The sequence below is a fragment of the Salinibius halmophilus genome (genome assembly GCF_003577475.1).
Classification (GTDB): domain Bacteria; phylum Pseudomonadota; class Gammaproteobacteria; order Pseudomonadales; family Natronospirillaceae; genus Salinibius; species Salinibius halmophilus.
On sequence record NZ_QPEP01000003.1, the window covers coordinates 178,407 to 196,647 of the forward strand.

The window sequence follows — 18,241 nt, forward strand, 5'->3', positions numbered from 1 at the left end:
ACCAAACTACCTTTTGGTGGCAAACTAGTAGACTTCGCGCACAATAATCGAACTCAGTTCACCATAGAATTCCCTAGACGAATGAAGCAACAATGCGTATTTTTTAGCGATGGAACTCACATGTATTGCAATGTATGCCTCACCCATTAGGACGCCGTAAGAAGTTAATTGCATGATAAAACAACTGCCAATTATCGTTTCATTAATGTGCATAGCGGTTTATGCCTCGGCTGAACCTAAGGGTGCGAGCTATTTTAATGGCGGCATTTCTCTGGGTGGCGTTGTGCTAAATACGCCTGAGTTTGATGCGCTAATCCAAGACATTCCAGGCTATAGAGTAGACTTGTATTCTTCAGGCTTAGCACGCGGAGAGTTTGGCGTTTCGGTTCACCCATTTAAATATTTACATCTAAACGGTGGTTTAGCTTTTAGCACCTTTAACCAAACCTATCGCTACCAAACGGCCGATGGCGAGATCATCGATAATACTTATGAAGCGAGTCACTTCGGCTTACACCTGTTTCCTAGCATCGACTTCACCTATTTTTCCGTGGGTTACGGCGTGGAAGCGCTCGTTGGCACCTATGGTAAATCTGGGCAAACGCGCTATTTCTTCGGCCTTCCTTCTGGGTTTGTCGATGCCAAAATTCAGCTACCTGGCTTATTAGGCAACCGGTCTGTCGTTCACGTTGGCTATCGCCGCCAAACCCATCAAATTCAAACCTACGCCGAGCCGGCGCAAGCCGAATACTTATACATTGGCCTGCAATGGCTAACCGAGCCACGCGGTGGTAGCAATAACGCTTATGGTGATTGGGGCGACTTCAACTACGACGATTACCCAGATTATCCTTATTAACCTTTGAGCTGGCACAAAAACCCTATTGCAGCCATTTTTGCCAAGCTGATGTTAAGCTTGATTGCAGCCACGGCTTAACTTGAACCGTGGCAAGTTCACCCGCTAATGCTTGTTTGATTAGGGCAACCGCTTCGTTGTTGCTGTTGAAGCGATAGCTGTCTGGATATTGTTCAACGTAACATAAATCATTGGGCACCACAGGAATACACCCTGCACTCACGGCTTCCAGCACCGCCAAGCCTTGAAACTCGTGCTTTGCCGTACTTATCACCACCTGAGCTTCGCCTAATAACTGCTGATACTGCGCGCGACTGACCCGCCCATCAGCAATGATGTGATTGGCAAAGCGCTGTCGAATTAACTCTAATGCAGGGACTGGACGCTTTCCTCGCGCGCCTAATAACGCAAGCTGAAAGGGCACGTCTTCGGTCGCCAATAAGGTTAATATCTCAACCAAACGCTCTGGATTTTTGTCATATTCCCAACGGTGTGGCCAAACAATTAACGGCCGTTTTGGCCGCGCTTCAATTGGTAGCACTGGCACGGGCAATACACGCGCTTTGTCCAATATTCGCTGGCCAACACTGGTTGGCACATGATCTGGCATCTTGGCCAACAAGGCTTCAACACCCGCTACAAAAGAATCGAGATTAAACTGCGAATTAAACGCTAGCTCATCGGCGGCCAGAGCGCTGTATAACTGCACCATTTGTGGATCGATGGAGCTGTGTTGTTGGTTCGATACTGGGTAAGCAAATTGATTCTCATGGAAGTATAAGCAAGACCTTACCCCATTGAGCTGCGGCATAATGCCTTTTAGGGTGGCAAGGTCTACCATGGAGGTCGCCAACAGCATTTCTGGAGGTTTTGCTGGCAATACGTCTAACCAACTTAATGGGTTACCACGAATGCGCCAGCGAAAATGTCGCCCTGGCAGAGTAAACACTTGCCAATCGGCTACAACATTCTGACTAAGCCAACGCACCCAAGCTTGGTGGCTGTCGGCTTGATAGGCGGACAAAAGCCAAGTGTTTGCCATCATTGCTGTGGCATCGCTTCGGCTGCTTGTTTTAACTGATTGACTTGCAACGCCAATAGTTCAAACCCTGGTTGACCGGCACTACCAGCGCGCAAATCACTGATAATCTCAGCGAGCTGATTGACTAGGATATTCACCTCAAACAGATCATCACTGGTGCGGATGTCGCTCACAATTGGCGTGATTTTACCGGCTTCCTGCGCAATAGCCTGCGCCGTTTGTACCGCTAACGATGCATAGTTCGACATGTCAAAGCTAATGGCCGGTTGCTGAGCGATATAACTTAACCGGGTCACCAATGCCGGCATTAAATAGACCAGCCCGTCACCATTACCCGGCCCGCGCCCGCCCGTAAACTGCGGGTCGATTGCATGCGCCATGTCTTCAACGTGTTTTTTCTTGTCGCTGAGGGTCGTTGCAATTTGCGCTTGCTCAATGGCTTGCTCAGCTAGCGCGAGTTCTTCTTGCGCACTCACAATCAAGCCATCCTGTTGTTTGGTAAACCGTGACGACTCGGTAATCTGATTTAATTGCCCAAGCACCGCCGGTGATAAAGGCGGCAATAAAGCCGCATTAAGCAATCCAACAATCATGGTGCACGTAAGCAACAGCAACAACCGCGGCATGTGATCCCCTTTATTCACAACTACCCATATTGTGACGTCATGGACGGCCGATTACCAATTTTGTCGGCGCACATTGGGCATTTGGTAAACAGTGTGTTCAGCCTCTTCGCTAATGTTATAAAAAATTTGACTAACCGACTCAGGCTTTTTCCTTGTTTGGAATAAGAGGAATCACGATAATACCCGCCATTGAGTATGGAGGTGAGCAAATGAGCGACTATGCAATCATGCTGGTCAGTACCATTTTGGTAAACAATTTCGTCCTAGTGCAATTTTTGGGACTGTGTCCATTCATGGGTGTTTCAAATAAATTGGAAACCGCGATGGGCATGTCGCTGGCGACGACTTTTGTACTCACGCTGTCTTCCGTATCGAGTTATCTAGTGTACGAGTGGATCTTATTGCCACTTGATCTGGCTTTTCTTCGCACCATTAGCTTCATTCTAGTGATTGCCGTGGTGGTGCAGTTCACCGAGATGGTGGTTCGCAAAACTAGCCCGCTGCTTTATCGCGTGCTTGGTGTGTTCCTGCCACTGATTACAACCAACTGTGCGGTACTAGGCGTGGCATTGCTGAACATCAACAAGTCGCACGGTTTTGTTGAGAGCCTTTTTTATGGTTTTGGTGCAGCCGTTGGTTTCTCGCTGGTGATGGTATTTTTCGCCGCCATGCGCGAGCGCATCAACTTAAGTGACGTGCCAAAGCCCTTCCAAGGGGCGGCAATCGGCATGGTCACAGCCGGTTTCATGTCTTTAGCCTTTATGGGTTTTGCAGGCTTGGTGTAAGGAGACATAAATGATTACGATTTTAGTCGCAATTGCTGCCCTAGGGATTTTGTCCCTATTGTTTGGCGCCTTGCTGGGTTTTGCATCGGTTAAATTCCGCCCCGAAGGCAACCCAATTGTTGAACAAATTGATGCCATCTTGCCACAAACACAGTGCGGCCAGTGTGGTTATCCTGGCTGTCGCCCATATGCCGAGGCCATTGCCAATGGCGACGACATTAATAAGTGCCCTCCCGGGGGTGAAAGCACCATTTTGGCACTGGCCGATTTATTAGATGTAGAACCACAGCCACTGGATGCCGAGCATGGTACCGAAAAACCTAAGCAAGTAGCGATTATTCGCGAAGACGAATGCATTGGCTGCACCAAATGTATTCAAGCTTGCCCAGTCGATGCCATTGTTGGCGCCGCCAAACAGATGCATACCGTGATTGCCGATGAGTGCACCGGCTGCGACCTGTGTGTTGACCCGTGCCCAGTAGATTGCATTGATATGGTGCCAGTAGAAACAACGCTCAACACTTGGTACTGGAACAAGCCAGATGCCAACATAATTGCTACCGATGGAGGCCGCCAGTGAACGCGATTGCGAAACAAGTTTGGGCATTACCTGGCGGTATTCATCCACCAGAAAACAAACATCAATCAACGGCCAGTGCAATTGCTGAACCCTTTATCCCAACTGAGTTGGTATTGCCGTTGTCACAGCATATTGGCAGCCCATCAAAGGTGGTGGTTGCAGTAGGCGATGCCGTATTAAAAGGCCAGCTACTAGCCGAATGCCAAGGCAATGTAAGCGCTGCCGTGCACGCACCGACTTCTGGTGTGATTAGCGCTATTGAAAACAGAGCCATTCCTCATGCATCGGGCATGTCGGCAATGGCAATTGTGCTAAAACCAGATGGCAAGGATCAATGGCGTGAGCGTCAGCCTTGGCAAAACTGGCGCGACATGCCTCGCGACGACATCTTTGCTCGCATCGCAGCTGCTGGTGTCATTGGCCTAGGTGGCGCGGGTTTCCCAACAGCAACCAAACTTGGCTTTGATCCTGAGCGCATCAATACATTGGTGCTTAACGGTACCGAGTGTGAGCCTTATATAACTGCTGATGACATGATTATGCGCGAGCGGGCCGATGAAATCATCGCTGGCGCGCAAATTATGGCCGACCTATTACAGGTTGAACGGGTGCTAATTGGTATTGAAGACAATAAACCCGAAGCCATCGCGGCAATGCAAGCTGCGATACCAGACTCCTTGGCTGCACGCTTTATCATCAAAACTTTTGCCACCAAGTACCCAAGCGGTGGCGAAAAGCAATTGATCTGGATTTTAACCGGTCAAGAAGTACCAAGTGGGCGTATTCCAGCCGACTTAGGCATTGTCTGCCAGAACGTTGGTACCGCTGCTGCACTGTACCGGGCCGTAGTGCAAGATGAGCCACTAATCAGCCGCATCACAACCGTAACCGGCGATGCCGTTGGCCAACTTGGCAACCGCGAGGTGCTCATTGGCACCCCCATGAATGAGTTGCTCGAGGCCCATAATGTCGATTGGCAAAAGGCCGACCGCTTGGTAATGGGCGGCCCTATGATGGGTGTGGCCTTAGCCGATGCCAAGGTACCGGTGATCAAAACAACCAACTGTTTGCTGTTGCCCACGCGCAAAGAGTTACCATTAGCTGGCCCTGAAATGCCGTGTATTCGCTGCGGTCATTGTGAACAAGCATGTCCAGCTGGCTTACTGCCGCAGCAAATGCTGTTCTATGCAAAAAATAAAGAGCTCGAACGCCTTGAGCAACAGAACTTGTTCGACTGCATTGAGTGCGGTGCCTGTGCTTATGTTTGCCCAAGTGATATCCCACTGGTGCAGTATTACCGCTTTGGCAAAGGCGAAATTCGCCGTGAACAAGCAGAGCATGAAAAATCGGAACGCGCCAAAGCTCGATTCGAGGCTCGCCAAGCACGCTTAGAAGCCGAAAAAGCGGAAAAAGAAGCCAAGCGCCAAGCCCGTGCCGAAGCTGCTCGCAAAGCCGCTGAAGCGAAGAAAAAAGAAGGTAGCGCAGCACCAGCGGCCATTGCCAAAGCCACCAGCAAGGTAGCAGCGCAGTCTGGACCAATCGATATTGCAGCCTTAGAAAAAGCCGTTGCCAGCGCCCAGGCAAAAGTTGATCAGGCCATTGTTAAGCTCAATGAGGCCAAAGAAACCGACCCAGGTAATTTACCGGCTTATGAGCGTGCTTTAGGTAAGTTTGAAGAAAAGTTAGCAAAAGCAAAAACAGCGCTAACGGAAGGCAAAGCCAAAGCAGATGATCCCGTTGAGCGCGCCAAGCGCCAGGCTGCCGCCAAGGCCGCAGGGGTTGGCCCGTCGGTAGCAGACTTGGAAAAAAAGGTTGCCACACAGCGCCAGCGCTTACAAAAGATTGCCGAGAAGCTGAAAGCCGCGCAAGACAATGGCGACGATACCAGCGCTATTGAAAAGGGCATGCAAGCAACGCAAGCAAGGCTTAACAAAGCACAAGCCGAGCTGGATAAGGCCAAAGCCGAGCAAGCACCGGCAGATGATGTGGGGGCGAAAGCCATTGCGGCAGCAAAAGAAGCAGCTGCCAAACGTGCCGCGGGCATAGGACCTAGCGCCGATGAACTGCGCGGCAAAGTTGCCAAGCAGCAAGAGCGGCTGGCAAAAATAGAGCAGAAACTGGCCGACGCACAAGCCGCCGGTGAGGATGTATCTGCGATTGAAAAAGGTCGCGATGCTACCGCAAAACGACTTGAAAAAATGCAAGCTGAACTAGCACAGCTGGAGGAATAATGCCGCTCATCACCCTATCTTCACCTCATAGTGCCAAACCAACGAAAATTAGCACTGTTATGGGTACCGTGTTGTTGTGCATGATTCCTGGCTTCATTGCATTAACAGTGTTTTTTAGCTACGGCTATCTTATCAACCTCGCCCTAGCAGTAGTCACAGCACTACTGCTGGAAGCAGGCTCACTGGCGCTGCGCAAACGACCAATTAAGTTCTTTATTACCGACTTAAGTGTGGTGGTCACGGCAGCGCTACTGGCTGCCTCGCTACCGCCGTTTGCACCCTGGTGGATTACTGTCGTTGGCACCGCTACAGCGGTATTATTTGGCAAGCATATTTTTGGTGGCATGGGGCAAAACCCGTTTAATCCAGCCATGCTTGCTTACGCCCTACTGCTGGTGTCGTTTCCAGTTCAAATGACCACTAATTGGCCTGTCGTGGACGTCTACGTCAGCATAGGCGATACCTTACGAGCCATTTTTGCTGGCAATGTGGTAGATGGCTGGGTAGGTGCCACCCCACTAGATTATTATAAGTTGAATCTGGCGACCCAAACGGCGGACGAAATACTCGCCAGCAGCCTATTTAACGGCTGGCTACCCGCTGGTTGGGTGTGGGTTAGCCTTGCTTGGCTTGCCGGTGGCTTGGTGCTGATTTGGCGGCGCATCATTACTTGGCATCTGCCAGTGAGCATGATTGCCACCCTCGCCTTGTTATCACTGGTATTTGGTATTGATAGCGACAGTTTCACCCCAGCAAGCATTCACCTGCTGGCCGGTGCAACCATGCTGGGTGCTTTCTTTATTATTACCGACCCTGTTAGTTGTGCCACCAGTAATCGCGGCAAGCTCGTATTCGGGGCTGGCGTTGGCGTGCTCACCTATGTGATTCGCACCTGGGGCAACTATCCAGATGCGATTGCTTTCGCCACCCTTTTGATGAATTTCGCCGCACCATTCATTGACCACTACACCAAACCGCGCACCTATGGGCATACCAAGGCGCACAAAGGTCACAAATAGGAGCGCAACGAATGGAACTTAAACAAAATATAATTCGCAATGCCATTGGCCTCAGCTTGTTTGCCTTGTTAACGGCAGGGTTAATTGCCGCCACACAGCAAAGCACCAAAACACAAATTGCTGATAACCAAGCCGAATTCGCCGCGCGCCAGCTCGTTGACTTGCTACCCGAAGCATTTAAGCAGCAAGACATTCTCAACCAGCAGGTCGCGCTGTCTAACAACGAGTTATCGCTTATTGGCAAAGCCACGACTGATAACGGCTGGCAAGTGCTAGACAGTGAGGGCAACATCGCTGGCATTATTCTGCCGGTGAGCGCACCGAATGCCTACACCGAGACCATTGAGTTGCTAGTGGGTATCGCGGCCGATGGCGAGTTATGGGGTGTGCGCGTGGCGCATCACAAAGAAACGCCAGGCTTGGGCGATCAAATTGAAATAAAGAAATCTGACTGGATTCTACAGTTCGACGGCAAGTCTTTAACAATGCCAATGCCAGAGCTATGGGCGGTTAAAAAAGATGGCGGCGAATTCGATCAGCTAACGGGCGCAACCATTACGCCAAGAGCCATCGTTAATGCCGTGCGCAACAGCTTGCAGTACTTTCAAGCTAACCAGCAAGGATTACTAATTCGAGGAGGTCAATCATGACAGAGTTTAATAAGATCGCCTTCGATGGCCTGTGGAAAAACAACCCAGCCTTGGTTCAACTACTTGGCCTGTGTCCGCTGCTTGCAGTAACTGGCTCGGTTGTTAATGCACTCGGTCTAGGCCTGGCCACCACCTTGGTATTAGTAGGCTCAAACGCTGCCGTATCGCTGATTCGCAACCACGTTAGTGACGCCGTGCGCTTGCCAGCCTTTGTGATGATTATTGCAAGCTTAGTGACCTGTGCAGAGCTGCTCATGCAGGCATTTACCTACGAGCTGTATCAAGTACTCGGCATTTTCATTCCATTGATCGTGACCAACTGTGCCATTCTCGGTCGAGCCGATGGCTTTGCCCGCAAAAACAGCCTACTGCCAGCCACCTTTGATGGCTTGATGATGGGCGTTGGTTTTTCAGCCGTACTCGTGCTTTTGGGTGCCATGCGCGAAGTACTCGGCACAGGCACCTTGTTTGGCAACATGGAGCTACTATTCGGTGCCAGCGCCTCATCATGGGAACTGCATTTATTTGGGGAGCAGTACCCAGACTTTCTGTTTGCGGTATTACCACCTGGGGCCTTTGTGCTGATGGGTTTAATTATTGCCGTAAAAAACATAATTGATGCCAAAATTGAAGCAGCTGCAAAAGCCAAGGCCGCCCCAGTGCAAGCCGGTAGCAAGCGAGTACGGGTAACAAGCTAGTCGAAGAATGCTATTAACTTGCGCAAAGATGGTGCTAGCGGAGTTTGATTATAAACACGCCGGCACCACCTGTAGGGCTTCTCAAGTGAATGGCATAGGCTAGTCAAGTGAATCGATAGCCTGTTAGCATGCTTCGCTCAGGCTATTTTCAGGGCATATTTGTGAATAAACAGAAAAGAACCGAGATTTTCACCCGCTTTCGTGAAAATAATCCCAAACCACAAACCGAGCTTGAATGGCAAACGCCCTTCGAGCTTTTGGTAGCTGTCACTTTATCGGCGCAAGCAACCGATGTTGGTGTTAATAAAGCGACGCGCAAATTATTCCCAGTTGCCAACACGCCAGAAGCGATTTATGACTTGGGCGTGGAAGGCTTAAAGCAGTACATCAAAACCATCGGCTTGTTTAATAGCAAAGCCGAGAATGTGATTAAAGCCTGTAAAATTCTCATTGAGCAACACAACAGCCAGGTACCAGAAAGCCGCGAAGCGCTAGAAGCCCTGCCAGGCGTGGGCCGAAAGACCGCCAACGTGGTGTTAAACACAGCCTTTGGCTGGCCTGTTATGGCCGTGGATACGCATATTTTTCGGGTTGCCAATCGAACCAACATCGCCAAAGGCAAAGATGTAAGAGAGGTTGAAGACCGCTTGGTGCGCTTGGTACCAAAAGAATTTTTATTAGATGCACATCACTGGCTCATTCTGCATGGCCGTTATGTATGCAAAGCACGTAAGCCTCAATGCGGTAGTTGCCTAATTGAAGATTTGTGCGAATACAAAATGAAAACCGACTGATACCAAACTACCCATTTGTTTACATTTTGCTGGGATATAGTTTCTATTGCCGTGAACGGAACCGTCACTGGAGGACTTATATCATGGCCGTAGACATTTTGATTTTGCTTATTGCGCTAGTAGTCGGCTTTGCGATTGGCGTTATCGCCAACTGCCAATTAGTGATTGGGTTAATATTTTCCGTCACTGGCTACCGACCCTTGTCGGAAACTCTGGCATGCAAGGATACCTTCTTGCGCCACATGCTCCCACTTTGGTTAGCGCTGTCGTTAATAACTGGTTTGATTGTTTGGCAATTTGGTGTCAGCGTAGGTGCCGTGTTACTGGCGGGGTTTATCCTTGGCAGTATCTATGCGGCACTTAGCACCCTTTTTGACTCAGCGACTGAAGGACAGTAGCAACGACATCTGATGGGTGCCGTGCGCCGTGAGGCGCCAGCGCCCATCACTATTCTCCATTAGGTTTAGCGTGTAACCCCAAGCGCGCACTTTATCGAAGTCTTCACTCACCACCTTGAGCTGCAAAAATGCATGCGCATCCGGGAAACGCACCTTCAACTGATTTAGCAGACGTTCTAATAGACGTTCGCAAAAGCCAACATATATATGGGCATCGGTTGCTGGTGTGGCCATGGCAGGCGCAAGTGTAGTGAGCAGCTGCTCGCCAGTCACCGTTACCGTTTCGCGTATGGTCGATACATTGCCGTCTTGGTATTTTTTTACCGAAAAATTAAGCACTTGCGTGCTAGACATCACGTCTTCGTCTAACCAAGCTTCAAAGCTTTTCGCCGTCATGGCCTGCAAATCACGGCGCAACTTGTCTATTTCTAACCGCTGGCGTTCAACTTCTTGCGATAACTCACTAGCATTGGTGGCTCCAACGGGTTGCCAGCCGCGCGCCGGTGCCTGACTGAGCATGCGCTCAACTGCTCGTGATGCAGCTTCGCGGTAAGTTTGCACATCGGCATAATATTCATGTGGTTGGCGTTGCAACTGAGCCAAAAAATTTTTCGCTCGCATGGCATCAACAGGATCTGTTGCGTCTTCTTGCGAGTCCATTTTAATTAAACTCACCACAGGCTTATTCAGGGCAATAGCCTGACTAAACAGTCTATGAACATGCCCAACACCTGTTTCAGTGATCGCGCCATAGCTGCCACCCATCAACACAATTACATAATCAGCATCTCGCAGTTGCTGACTATTGAGCACCCACAGTTGTTCGTCTGCATCGGCAGGCACACTTAGCCCGGTCGCCACGCAGCGACGCTCAGCTAGAATTTCACGAAGGTCGTGACGTGCTTGTGATAAGCCAACCTGATTGCTACAAATCAGAACTTGATAAACTTTTGATGATTCCATTGCCAACTTCTCGTAGCTAGAACGTGCAGTCTACTGGCTTGATAGTTCTCTAGGCAAGCGGATTTGACGGGTTTTTAGCATAAATAGTGACAATATTTGGCGCTGACCGACAAATATTTACCGCTGTACAGTTTTTTAAGCCCGCACCTGCTCGCGCAGGCCATGTAATACAAACGCCGTCAGCCCCCATATTCTATGTGATTGCAGCCGCCACTCAGGGCCTTGAATCGCATGCGTAATCGGTTGCCATTTGGGCTCGCGGGCTAACCAATCGGTAACCGGCCAATGCAGCACTTCAGCTACTTCATCGGCACTGGGTGCCAGCTCTGGTTTGCTCGGCAAATATGCTAGCCAAGGTTGAACCGAGGTGCCACGGCGCGATCGCACTGCTGGCAGCGCACCAAGTAGGCATGGCAGTGCTTGAATGCCCAGTTCTTCTTGGGTTTCACGCAGTGCAGCCATCGCACTATCACCCTGATCTTGCGGCTCGATCATACCGCCGGCAAATGATATTTCCCCAGCGTGACTGCGCAGCGTTAGTGCTCGTTTGGTTAGCAGCAAATGCCACTGCTGCTGGTGTTGATACAACAACACAAGAACGCCAGCCACGGCCGTATCGCTAGGCGGCATTGTGGCAATACATTGCAATTTCTCAATCCACGCATCCATAGCCAATCCTCTTTAGCGGTGGTACCCTGCAAGCACTTTGTCTGAGCTCATGAGTGATAGGATGATCAAATTTTGCCCGCAGTGCGGCGGCAAAGCAGAGTATATAGTGCCAGAGGGAGACCACAACCCTCGTGCCGTATGCACCCAATGCCACCATATTGAATACGAAAACCCTCGTTTAATCGTTGGCACCTTGCCGGTATGGCAAGACAAGGTACTGCTGTGTAAGCGTGGAATTGAGCCACAGCACGGCATGTGGACATTGCCCGGTGGCTTTATGGAAAATGGCGAATCGACCATTGAAGGCGCACTGCGTGAAACGGCAGAGGAGTCGCACGCACCGGTAACCAACTTGCGGTTGCTTAGCTGCTTGAGCTTACCGTTTTGCAATCAGGTACATACTTTCTACCTTGCCGACCTCATTGAACCAACTTGGCAAACCACGCCAGAATCAACCGAAATAGCACTGTTTAGTGAACAAGATGTGCCTTGGCATGAAATTGCATTCCGATCGGTAGAATGGACCCTTAAGCACTATTTCAGTTGCCGAGCGAAAAACGAATTTAGCTTAATTGACAAAACCGTTACCAAACCAAATTGGTAATATTTTTACAAAACCTTTCTTGCAAAACCCATTAATCTAAATGAGCATTACCTGCGTATTGATCAGCGTTAGATATATCAGGGTGCGCTCGCTATGATGACAGTTTTTTACGACGGACAATGCCCATTGTGTGCTTCCGAAGTATCTTGGTTACAAAAGAAGGTTTCACCAGGGCGAATGCTCTTCCAAGATATTAGTGTGCCTGTATTCAACCCCTCGGTGTATGGCAAAACCATGCCCGCGATGATGGCAGAGCTCCATGTGCTGGACGACAATGGCCAATGGCACACGGCAATGGATGCGACTCGCCTTATTTATCGCGAAATTGGTCTCGGCTGGCTAGTGGCACCAACCAAACTACCTGGTCTTAAACAGCTTTTTGACTGGGCCTATGCAACCTTTGCACGTTTTCGCCCACGCTTACAAAAAAATCACGGCCAATGCGAAGTACAGCCTGTGCGAATTCACGCTAAAAACATCGTGCAATTTCCAAGAAGACGATAATTTATAACCACGAGCTCCCTATACTACCTTCGGTAGGTCCGTAAATCATTCGCACCGCGAATGTTTGCGGACATGGATGTCCGTAAGGGCGAATCGCAGGAGCATGATTCGCTTGCGGACATGGATGTCCGTAAGGGCGAATCGCAGGAGCATGATTCGCTTGCGGACATGGATGTCCTAGCAGGAGTGCCATCCATGGCTTGGCGTTCGGCCCTACAAATGCACCTCGTGCATTTGTTCGCGCTGCGCGCGACCGGGCCTCACCCACCAACCTGTTTGGCGGGGATGTCGGCTTTTTTTAGTTCGTCTAATACGGCGTCGAGCACGTTGCCTTGGATTTCGATGTGGCCTTCTTTTTTTACAGTGCCGCCTGTGCCGCAGCGCTTTTTCAGGCGCTTGCATAGCGCTGCTTTTTCACTTTTATCCAGCGCTAAGTTGCCAATCGTCACCACTGTTTTGCCACCGCGCGCTTTGGTTTCTCGACGCACGTGGGCTGGGCCTTCTATCAGACCCTCCTCCACTTCTTCGTCTTTACGTACGTCGCCGCCAAATTCAGATGACCAAACGAGTTTATTGCCCACGTTCTTTCTCCTTAGCGTCGTTCCACCAGTGATCTAGTTCATCTAGGGTGTAATGCGTTAATGGTTTTTCAGCTTGCGATTCAATATGGCGAAAGCGGCGTTCAAACTTCTGGTTAGCATGGCGCATCGCCATATCCGGGTCGATACCTTGTTTGCGCAGCAGGTTCACCAACGAAAACAGCACATCACCACCTTCATCAAGCAAACGCTCAGGTGTTGTTTCTTGTGCTAGTTCATCTATTTCTTCTTTTAGCTTGGCTAATGCCCCATCCGTGTCGGGCCAATCAAAGCCTTGTTTGGCAGCCTTTTTTTGCAGTTTATAGGCGCGTTGCAACGACGGCAGGGCACGCGGCACCTGATCACAGATACTGTCCGGCTTGGGTTTTTCACTGGCTTTAATGGCATCCCAATTAGCATTCACCATTAACTCATCAGGATTGTCATCTGGCTGGCGCTGGCTGTTTAAGGTGCCATCTGGAAACACATGTGGATGGCGGCGCAGCAGCTTTTCAGTTACACGATGAATAACACCAGATAGATCAAAGCGATTTTCTTCGCTAGCAATTTGCGCATAAAAAACCACTTGGAATAACAAGTCACCTAGTTCTTCTTCTAGATTGTCGTAGTCATGGTTCTCTATTGCTTCAACCACCTCATACACCTCTTCAAGCGTGTGCGGCACTATGCTGGCGTAGGTTTGTTTAATGTCCCAAGGGCAACCGGTTGTTGCATCACGCAAGCGTGTCATCAGGGTGCGCAAGTCGTCAATTTGGTAAGTCACTGCTGCACTCGCTTACGCTGCACCGATATGATGTTGGGCAGCGAGTTTAATCGGTGAATTAGGGTATTGAGTCGCTCTAAACGATCCACATCCACTTCAATCAACATGTTCGCGATACCACTTACCTTATTGGTATTGGTGTTTACACTCACCACATCTACTTCAAGCTCGGCGGCTTCGGAAAATACATCGCGCAACAAGCCGGTGCGGTTCCAGGCAATTAACTCCATATGCGCACTAAATGATGTCGACTTGACCTGGCCCCAATATAAGGCAATGTGATTGTGAATTCTGTGCTCGTGCCCAACCGACGATAATAGCTGCGCACAGTCTGCGCGGTGCACTTTTACTGTCTGTTGATCTGGTGACAACTCACCCAAAATTTCATCATGTTCAGTTGGCCGGCAACAGTCTGCTAACTGCACATCACGACCACCGGCGCCAATAATGCCAAGCTCGCCTTCGCCAGAAAACTCAACATCGTGCGCGCCAAGCATTTGCTGAACTTTACGCACCATGGTGGCGCTGGCAATATCACCACGCCCCAGCGCCATCAAAAATTCTTCACGCCGGTCATGGTTAAACGCTCGTGCTAGTTCATCAAGGTCAGGTTGTGGCAAACCATGTAGGTAGAGCTCACGATGCAGGGCCAAGCGGCCCTCGGCAAGCTGTTGGTCGCGGGCTTGATCTTTAAACCACTGGCCAATTTTCGACTTTGCCGAGCTGGTTTTGACATAGCCTAAATCTGGATTGAGCCAGTCACGACTTGGACGCGCTTCTTTGCTGGCAACAATTTCGACTTGATCACCATTGCGCAAAGGCCGGTTTAGTGGTGAAAAATGGCCATTAATTTTAACGGCGCGGCACGAATGCCCTACCTCGGTGTGAATTTTATAGGCAAAATCCAGCGGCCTTGCGTCCATTGGCAAGTCAACCACATGCCCCTCTGGTGTGAGCACATAGATGCGGTCGCTTTGAATGGTATCGCCTAAGTCAATCGGGCCAACGCCGGTGCCAACTTCTTCATGCCATTCAAGAACTTGTCGCAGCCAAGCAATCTTTTCTTCATAACTTTGGCTACGCCCTTCTTCATCACTGCCTTTGTAACGCCAATGTGCCGCCACCCCGAGCTCGGCCTCTTCATGCATAGCATGCGTGCGAATTTGAATTTCGACGACTTTACCTTCTGGACCAATGACAGCTGCATGCAATGAGCGATAACCATTTGGTTTAGGGTTAGCAATGTAATCATCGAAGGCACTAGGGATTTGGCGCCAGAGATTTTGCACAAGCCCAAGCACTCGATAACAGTCGGCAACGTTATCAACCAGTATGCGCACAGCGCGTACATCATAAACCTGCGAAAACGGTAGGTTTTTGCGGTGCATTTTGCGCCAAATGGAGTAAATATGCTTAACCCGCCCCTTCACCTTATAATTTTGCAGCTGAATATCTTCGAGCTGCTGCTTGATAAAAGCCACCATGTTGCGAATAAAGTCTTCGCGTTGTAGGCGCTTTTCATTAATGCGGCGGGCAATTTTTTTGTATTCGTTTGGCTCAATGTAGCGAAACGAGAGGTCTTCTAGCTCCCATTTGAGTGTACCTAACCCCAACCGGTGCGCTAGGGGCGCATAAATATCGAAAACCTCGCGCGCCACACGGTATTTTTTACTGGCGGGCGCATTTTTGACTGCCCTGATCGCACAGGTCCGCTCAGCAATTTTGATTAATGCCACTCGCACATCATCAATCATGTTGACCAGCATTTTGCGCACATTGTCCGACTGATTTGTGCGCTGGCCAAGGACTGCCTTGCGCGTTTGCTTATGCTTATAGTGGATTGCGGCCATGTTTTGCACGCCTGCAATGAGGCGGGCCACTTCAGGGCCGAACTGATCTTGAACAGTCGACAGCTCCAACTTACCCTCACGCACCGTGCGATAGAGCATGGCCGCCACCAAGGATTCTTCATCCAAGTGCAGTTCGGCGAGGATCTCGCACATTTCTAGGCCAGTCAGAAAGCTTGAATTGCCTTCCGCCCAAATATGTTCGGCGGCAATGGCTTCTTGTTCAGCGATTTTGGCAATCTCGGCGGCACGGCTTAAGCGCTCCGGATCGATAATTGCCACATGTTTTTGCAGGCGGTTCAGCCAAGCGTCTAGGTTGAGCGAGCCATCCCGTTCAATGGGCTGCTCCTCACGTACCTTAACCATGCTTACTCCAGTCTCATTCCGCCGCGAACAGCGCCATGGCTTCAATATGGCGTGTTTGCGGGAACATATCCATCATTGCGAGTTGTTGCAAAGCAAATCCTTTGCTGGTCAATAGCTTAGCATCTCGCGCCAGGGTTGCTGGGTCGCAAGATACATAAATAATTCTCTCATTGCCTTGCCAAGGGTAGTGGTCGACGGCTTGCTGTGCGCCAGCTCTAGGCGGATCTAGCACAACAATGTCAGCGGCAGTGCTTGCCCAGGTATTGCTTGGTTCAAACAAGTTATCAACCAAAAACTGGCAGTTGCTTAGCTGATTCAACTGGGCATTAACTTGCGCTTGTTGAATGCTATGTTCACTGCCTTCCACCCCAACAACAGCTTTCACGTGCGGGGCAAACGACAAGGCAAAGTTGCCAATACCACAAAATAAATCCAAAACGGTTTCTTTGGCTTTAGGTGCAGCCCAAGCGAGCGCTTGGCGAACCATTTGTTCGTTTATCGCCGCATTCACTTGCGAGAAATGGCTCGCATTATACTGAAAGGTCACCGAATCAATCTGATACGCTAACTCGCCAGCAGGCCCTGCTAGCAACTTACCCTTATGCCATAGTGAAAGTTGCTTTTGCTCACAGTAGGCCGCTAGCTCTGGCGATACAACAAGTGGCTGCTTTGCTAATACATCAACCACTAAAGGCTCATTAGCAATAACTTCTAGCCCGGTCGCCCCTTTTAACATGGGCAGTAGCCGCTTAATGTCGGGTAAATGCTGGTTAATCCGCTGATCGGCAATTAGGCAGGTTTTGATGTCGACAATTTTATTACTGCCGCGGCCATTAAAGCCAAGCGTCTCTCCTTTTATTGAAAAACGCACACGCCGGCGTGTATGCCAAGGTTCACTGACTAAGGATTCACTCAACTGAATATCGTTGAGTTGTGCCAAGCGCTGAAACTGACCAACGAGCACATCCTCTTTGAGCGAGCGCTGCAGTGCAATGTCGGCATGCTGTAACTGACAGCCGCCGCACTGCTGATAATAGCGACATTCAGGTTGCACTCGCTGCGGGTGCGGCACGTCAATGTCTGCTAGGCTCGCTTCAATTAATCGACGATTTTCTTTGCTGATCTCAACCGATACGGTTTCACCAGGCAAGGCGCCTTCAACAAAACAGGTTTTGCCAAAGCGCTTGCCTTTGTCTTGCACGCGGCCTATGCCACGACCATCATGGCTAAAGGTATCTATTTGTAGTTGCATTAGCGATTAAACAGCCCAGTGGATAAGTATCGGTCACCACGATCACATATAATGGCAACTATGGTGGCGTTCTCTACTTGCTCCGCTACACGTAGTGCCCCAACAACCGAACCACCTGAACTGACGCCACAAAAAATGCCCTCTTCACGGGCTAAGCGCAGCGCCATCGCTTCGGCATCGGCTTGTGCGATATCCAATACTTGGTCGACGCGCTCACCGTCATAGATACCTGGAAGGTATTCAACCGGCCAGCGGCGAATACCTGGAATTTGGCTACCCTCTGCCGGTTGCAGACCAACGATCTGAACATCTGGGTTTTGCTCTTTTAGGTAGCCAGCGGTACCCATAATGGTGCCTGTTGTCCCCATAGATGAAACAAAATGGGTAACCTGGCCTTGGGTTTGTTGCCAAATCTCAGGCCCGGTACCGGTGTAATGCGCCATCGGGTTGTCTGGATTATTAAACTGGTCTAACACCTTGCCTTCGCCGTTTTGCTGCATGGTCTGGGCAAGGTCACGCGCCCCCTCCATACTCTGCTCTTTGGGTACCAAAATGAGCTCGGCGCCATAAGCAGCCATGGCCGCCTTGCGCTCTTCGGTCATATTGTCGGGCATAATCAACACCATTCTATACCCTTTAATGGCAGCGGCCATGGCCAAGGCAATGCCGGTGTTGCCACTCGTGGCCTCGATCAGAGTATCACCAGGCTGAATGTCGCCACGTGCTTCTGCTCGTTGAATCATCGACAGCGCAGGCCGGTCTTTCACCGATCCGGCAGGGTTATTACCCTCTAACTTCAACAGGATAGTATTCGACGTGTGCTGCCCAATTCGCTGCAAGCGAACCAGTGGCGTTTGACCAATTAATGACTCTATGGTGGCGTATTGCATGGCGACCCCCCGATAATTTGGGGCGTATGATACGCCAGCGCGACTGAATTGTGTATGAGAGATTGCCAATGCAATTTGTGGTTTTTATCTGTGCAAGTGGGTGTG

The 18,241-nt window shown here is 50.1% G+C and carries 20 protein-coding genes; 11 read left to right on the forward strand and 9 right to left on the reverse strand.

All coding sequences use genetic code 11. The annotated features are described in order from the left end of the window. Positions 1-172: 172 nt before the first annotated feature. Positions 173-859 (forward strand): hypothetical protein, encoded by a 687-nt coding sequence (locus DUW71_RS04195; RefSeq protein WP_119393985.1) that lies wholly within the window; start codon positions 173-175, stop codon positions 857-859. A gap of 22 nt (positions 860-881) precedes the next feature. Here DUW71_RS04195 and DUW71_RS04200 read toward each other — a convergent pair whose 3' ends face one another. Next, complete coding sequence (locus DUW71_RS04200; RefSeq protein WP_119393986.1) at positions 882-1,901, reverse strand: tRNA-queuosine alpha-mannosyltransferase domain-containing protein; 1,020 nt, start codon at positions 1,899-1,901, stop codon at positions 882-884. Next, positions 1,898-2,524, reverse strand: coding sequence for a hypothetical protein (locus DUW71_RS04205; RefSeq protein ID WP_119393987.1), 627 nt, complete (start codon positions 2,522-2,524; stop codon positions 1,898-1,900). The genes DUW71_RS04200 and DUW71_RS04205 overlap by 4 nt, the downstream gene beginning before the upstream one ends. A gap of 209 nt (positions 2,525-2,733) precedes the next feature. Here DUW71_RS04205 and rsxA point away from each other — a divergent pair, with 209 nt between their 5' ends. The 8 genes from rsxA (at position 2,734) to DUW71_RS04245 (ending at position 9,679) form a co-directional block, all read left to right on the forward strand. After that, positions 2,734-3,309 carry an electron transport complex subunit RsxA gene (rsxA, locus tag DUW71_RS04210; protein WP_119393988.1) on the forward strand — a complete coding sequence of 192 codons (576 nt, stop codon included), beginning with the start codon at positions 2,734-2,736 and terminating at the stop codon, positions 3,307-3,309. Between the two features lie 10 nt (positions 3,310-3,319). Continuing rightward, on the forward strand, positions 3,320-3,889 hold the full coding sequence (gene rsxB, locus DUW71_RS04215; protein ID WP_119393989.1) for an electron transport complex subunit RsxB: 570 nt from the start codon (positions 3,320-3,322) through the stop codon (positions 3,887-3,889). Further along, a complete protein-coding gene (gene rsxC, locus DUW71_RS04220) occupies positions 3,886-6,120 on the forward strand; it encodes an electron transport complex subunit RsxC (protein ID WP_158583866.1) in 2,235 nt (744 codons plus the stop codon). The genes rsxB and rsxC overlap by 4 nt, the downstream gene beginning before the upstream one ends. Continuing rightward, on the forward strand, positions 6,120-7,139 hold the full coding sequence (locus DUW71_RS04225; RefSeq protein WP_119393991.1) for an RnfABCDGE type electron transport complex subunit D: 1,020 nt from the start codon (positions 6,120-6,122) through the stop codon (positions 7,137-7,139). Before rsxC ends, DUW71_RS04225 begins: the two co-directional genes overlap by 1 nt. A gap of 11 nt (positions 7,140-7,150) precedes the next feature. Beyond that, a complete protein-coding gene (gene rsxG, locus DUW71_RS04230; protein WP_119393992.1) occupies positions 7,151-7,789 on the forward strand; it encodes an electron transport complex subunit RsxG in 639 nt (212 codons plus the stop codon). Next, positions 7,786-8,487 carry an electron transport complex subunit E gene (locus DUW71_RS04235; RefSeq protein WP_119393993.1) on the forward strand — a complete coding sequence of 234 codons (702 nt, stop codon included), beginning with the start codon at positions 7,786-7,788 and terminating at the stop codon, positions 8,485-8,487. The genes rsxG and DUW71_RS04235 overlap by 4 nt, the downstream gene beginning before the upstream one ends. Positions 8,488-8,648: 161 nt before the next feature. Next, positions 8,649-9,281: an endonuclease III gene (nth, locus tag DUW71_RS04240; RefSeq protein ID WP_119394143.1), complete on the forward strand. Its 633-nt coding sequence runs from the start codon at positions 8,649-8,651 to the stop codon at positions 9,279-9,281. Between the two features lie 83 nt (positions 9,282-9,364). After that, positions 9,365-9,679, forward strand: coding sequence for a hypothetical protein (locus DUW71_RS04245; RefSeq protein ID WP_119393994.1), 315 nt, complete (start codon positions 9,365-9,367; stop codon positions 9,677-9,679). Here DUW71_RS04245 and DUW71_RS04250 read toward each other — a convergent pair. Both DUW71_RS04250 and DUW71_RS04255 read right to left on the reverse strand, forming a co-directional pair. After that, positions 9,659-10,642, reverse strand: coding sequence for a DUF4062 domain-containing protein (locus DUW71_RS04250; protein WP_119393995.1), 984 nt, complete (start codon positions 10,640-10,642; stop codon positions 9,659-9,661). The two genes, DUW71_RS04245 and DUW71_RS04250, sit on opposite strands and share 21 nt — an antisense overlap. 135 nt (positions 10,643-10,777) lie before the next feature. After that, positions 10,778-11,311 carry an NUDIX hydrolase gene (locus DUW71_RS04255; protein WP_119393996.1) on the reverse strand — a complete coding sequence of 178 codons (534 nt, stop codon included), beginning with the start codon at positions 11,309-11,311 and terminating at the stop codon, positions 10,778-10,780. 61 nt (positions 11,312-11,372) lie between these two features. On the opposite strand from DUW71_RS04255, the gene DUW71_RS04260 reads away from it, so the two are divergent. Together DUW71_RS04260 and DUW71_RS04265 are read left to right on the forward strand one after the other, a co-directional pair. After that, positions 11,373-11,915: an NUDIX hydrolase gene (locus tag DUW71_RS04260; protein ID WP_233546020.1), complete on the forward strand. Its 543-nt coding sequence runs from the start codon at positions 11,373-11,375 to the stop codon at positions 11,913-11,915. 93 nt (positions 11,916-12,008) lie between these two features. Beyond that, positions 12,009-12,419: a thiol-disulfide oxidoreductase DCC family protein gene (locus DUW71_RS04265; protein WP_119393998.1), complete on the forward strand. Its 411-nt coding sequence runs from the start codon at positions 12,009-12,011 to the stop codon at positions 12,417-12,419. Between the two features lie 260 nt (positions 12,420-12,679). Here DUW71_RS04265 and DUW71_RS04270 read toward each other — a convergent pair whose 3' ends face one another. From DUW71_RS04270 to cysM, 5 genes are read right to left on the reverse strand one after another with little or no spacing between them, the layout of a single operon-like run. Beyond that, on the reverse strand, positions 12,680-13,000 hold the full coding sequence (locus tag DUW71_RS04270; protein ID WP_158583867.1) for a translation initiation factor: 321 nt from the start codon (positions 12,998-13,000) through the stop codon (positions 12,680-12,682). Next, complete coding sequence (gene mazG / locus DUW71_RS04275; protein WP_119394000.1) at positions 12,990-13,781, reverse strand: nucleoside triphosphate pyrophosphohydrolase; 792 nt, start codon at positions 13,779-13,781, stop codon at positions 12,990-12,992. The genes DUW71_RS04270 and mazG overlap by 11 nt, the downstream gene beginning before the upstream one ends. Further along, positions 13,778-15,994: a RelA/SpoT family protein gene (locus DUW71_RS04280; RefSeq protein WP_119394001.1), complete on the reverse strand. Its 2,217-nt coding sequence runs from the start codon at positions 15,992-15,994 to the stop codon at positions 13,778-13,780. The genes mazG and DUW71_RS04280 overlap by 4 nt, the downstream gene beginning before the upstream one ends. 13 nt (positions 15,995-16,007) lie before the next feature. Next, a complete protein-coding gene (gene rlmD, locus DUW71_RS04285) occupies positions 16,008-17,246 on the reverse strand; it encodes a 23S rRNA (uracil(1939)-C(5))-methyltransferase RlmD (protein ID WP_119394002.1) in 1,239 nt (412 codons plus the stop codon). Continuing rightward, on the reverse strand, positions 17,246-18,136 hold the full coding sequence (gene cysM, locus DUW71_RS04290; RefSeq protein ID WP_119394003.1) for a cysteine synthase CysM: 891 nt from the start codon (positions 18,134-18,136) through the stop codon (positions 17,246-17,248). Before cysM ends, rlmD begins: the two co-directional genes overlap by 1 nt. Between the last annotated feature and the right edge of the window lie 105 nt (positions 18,137-18,241).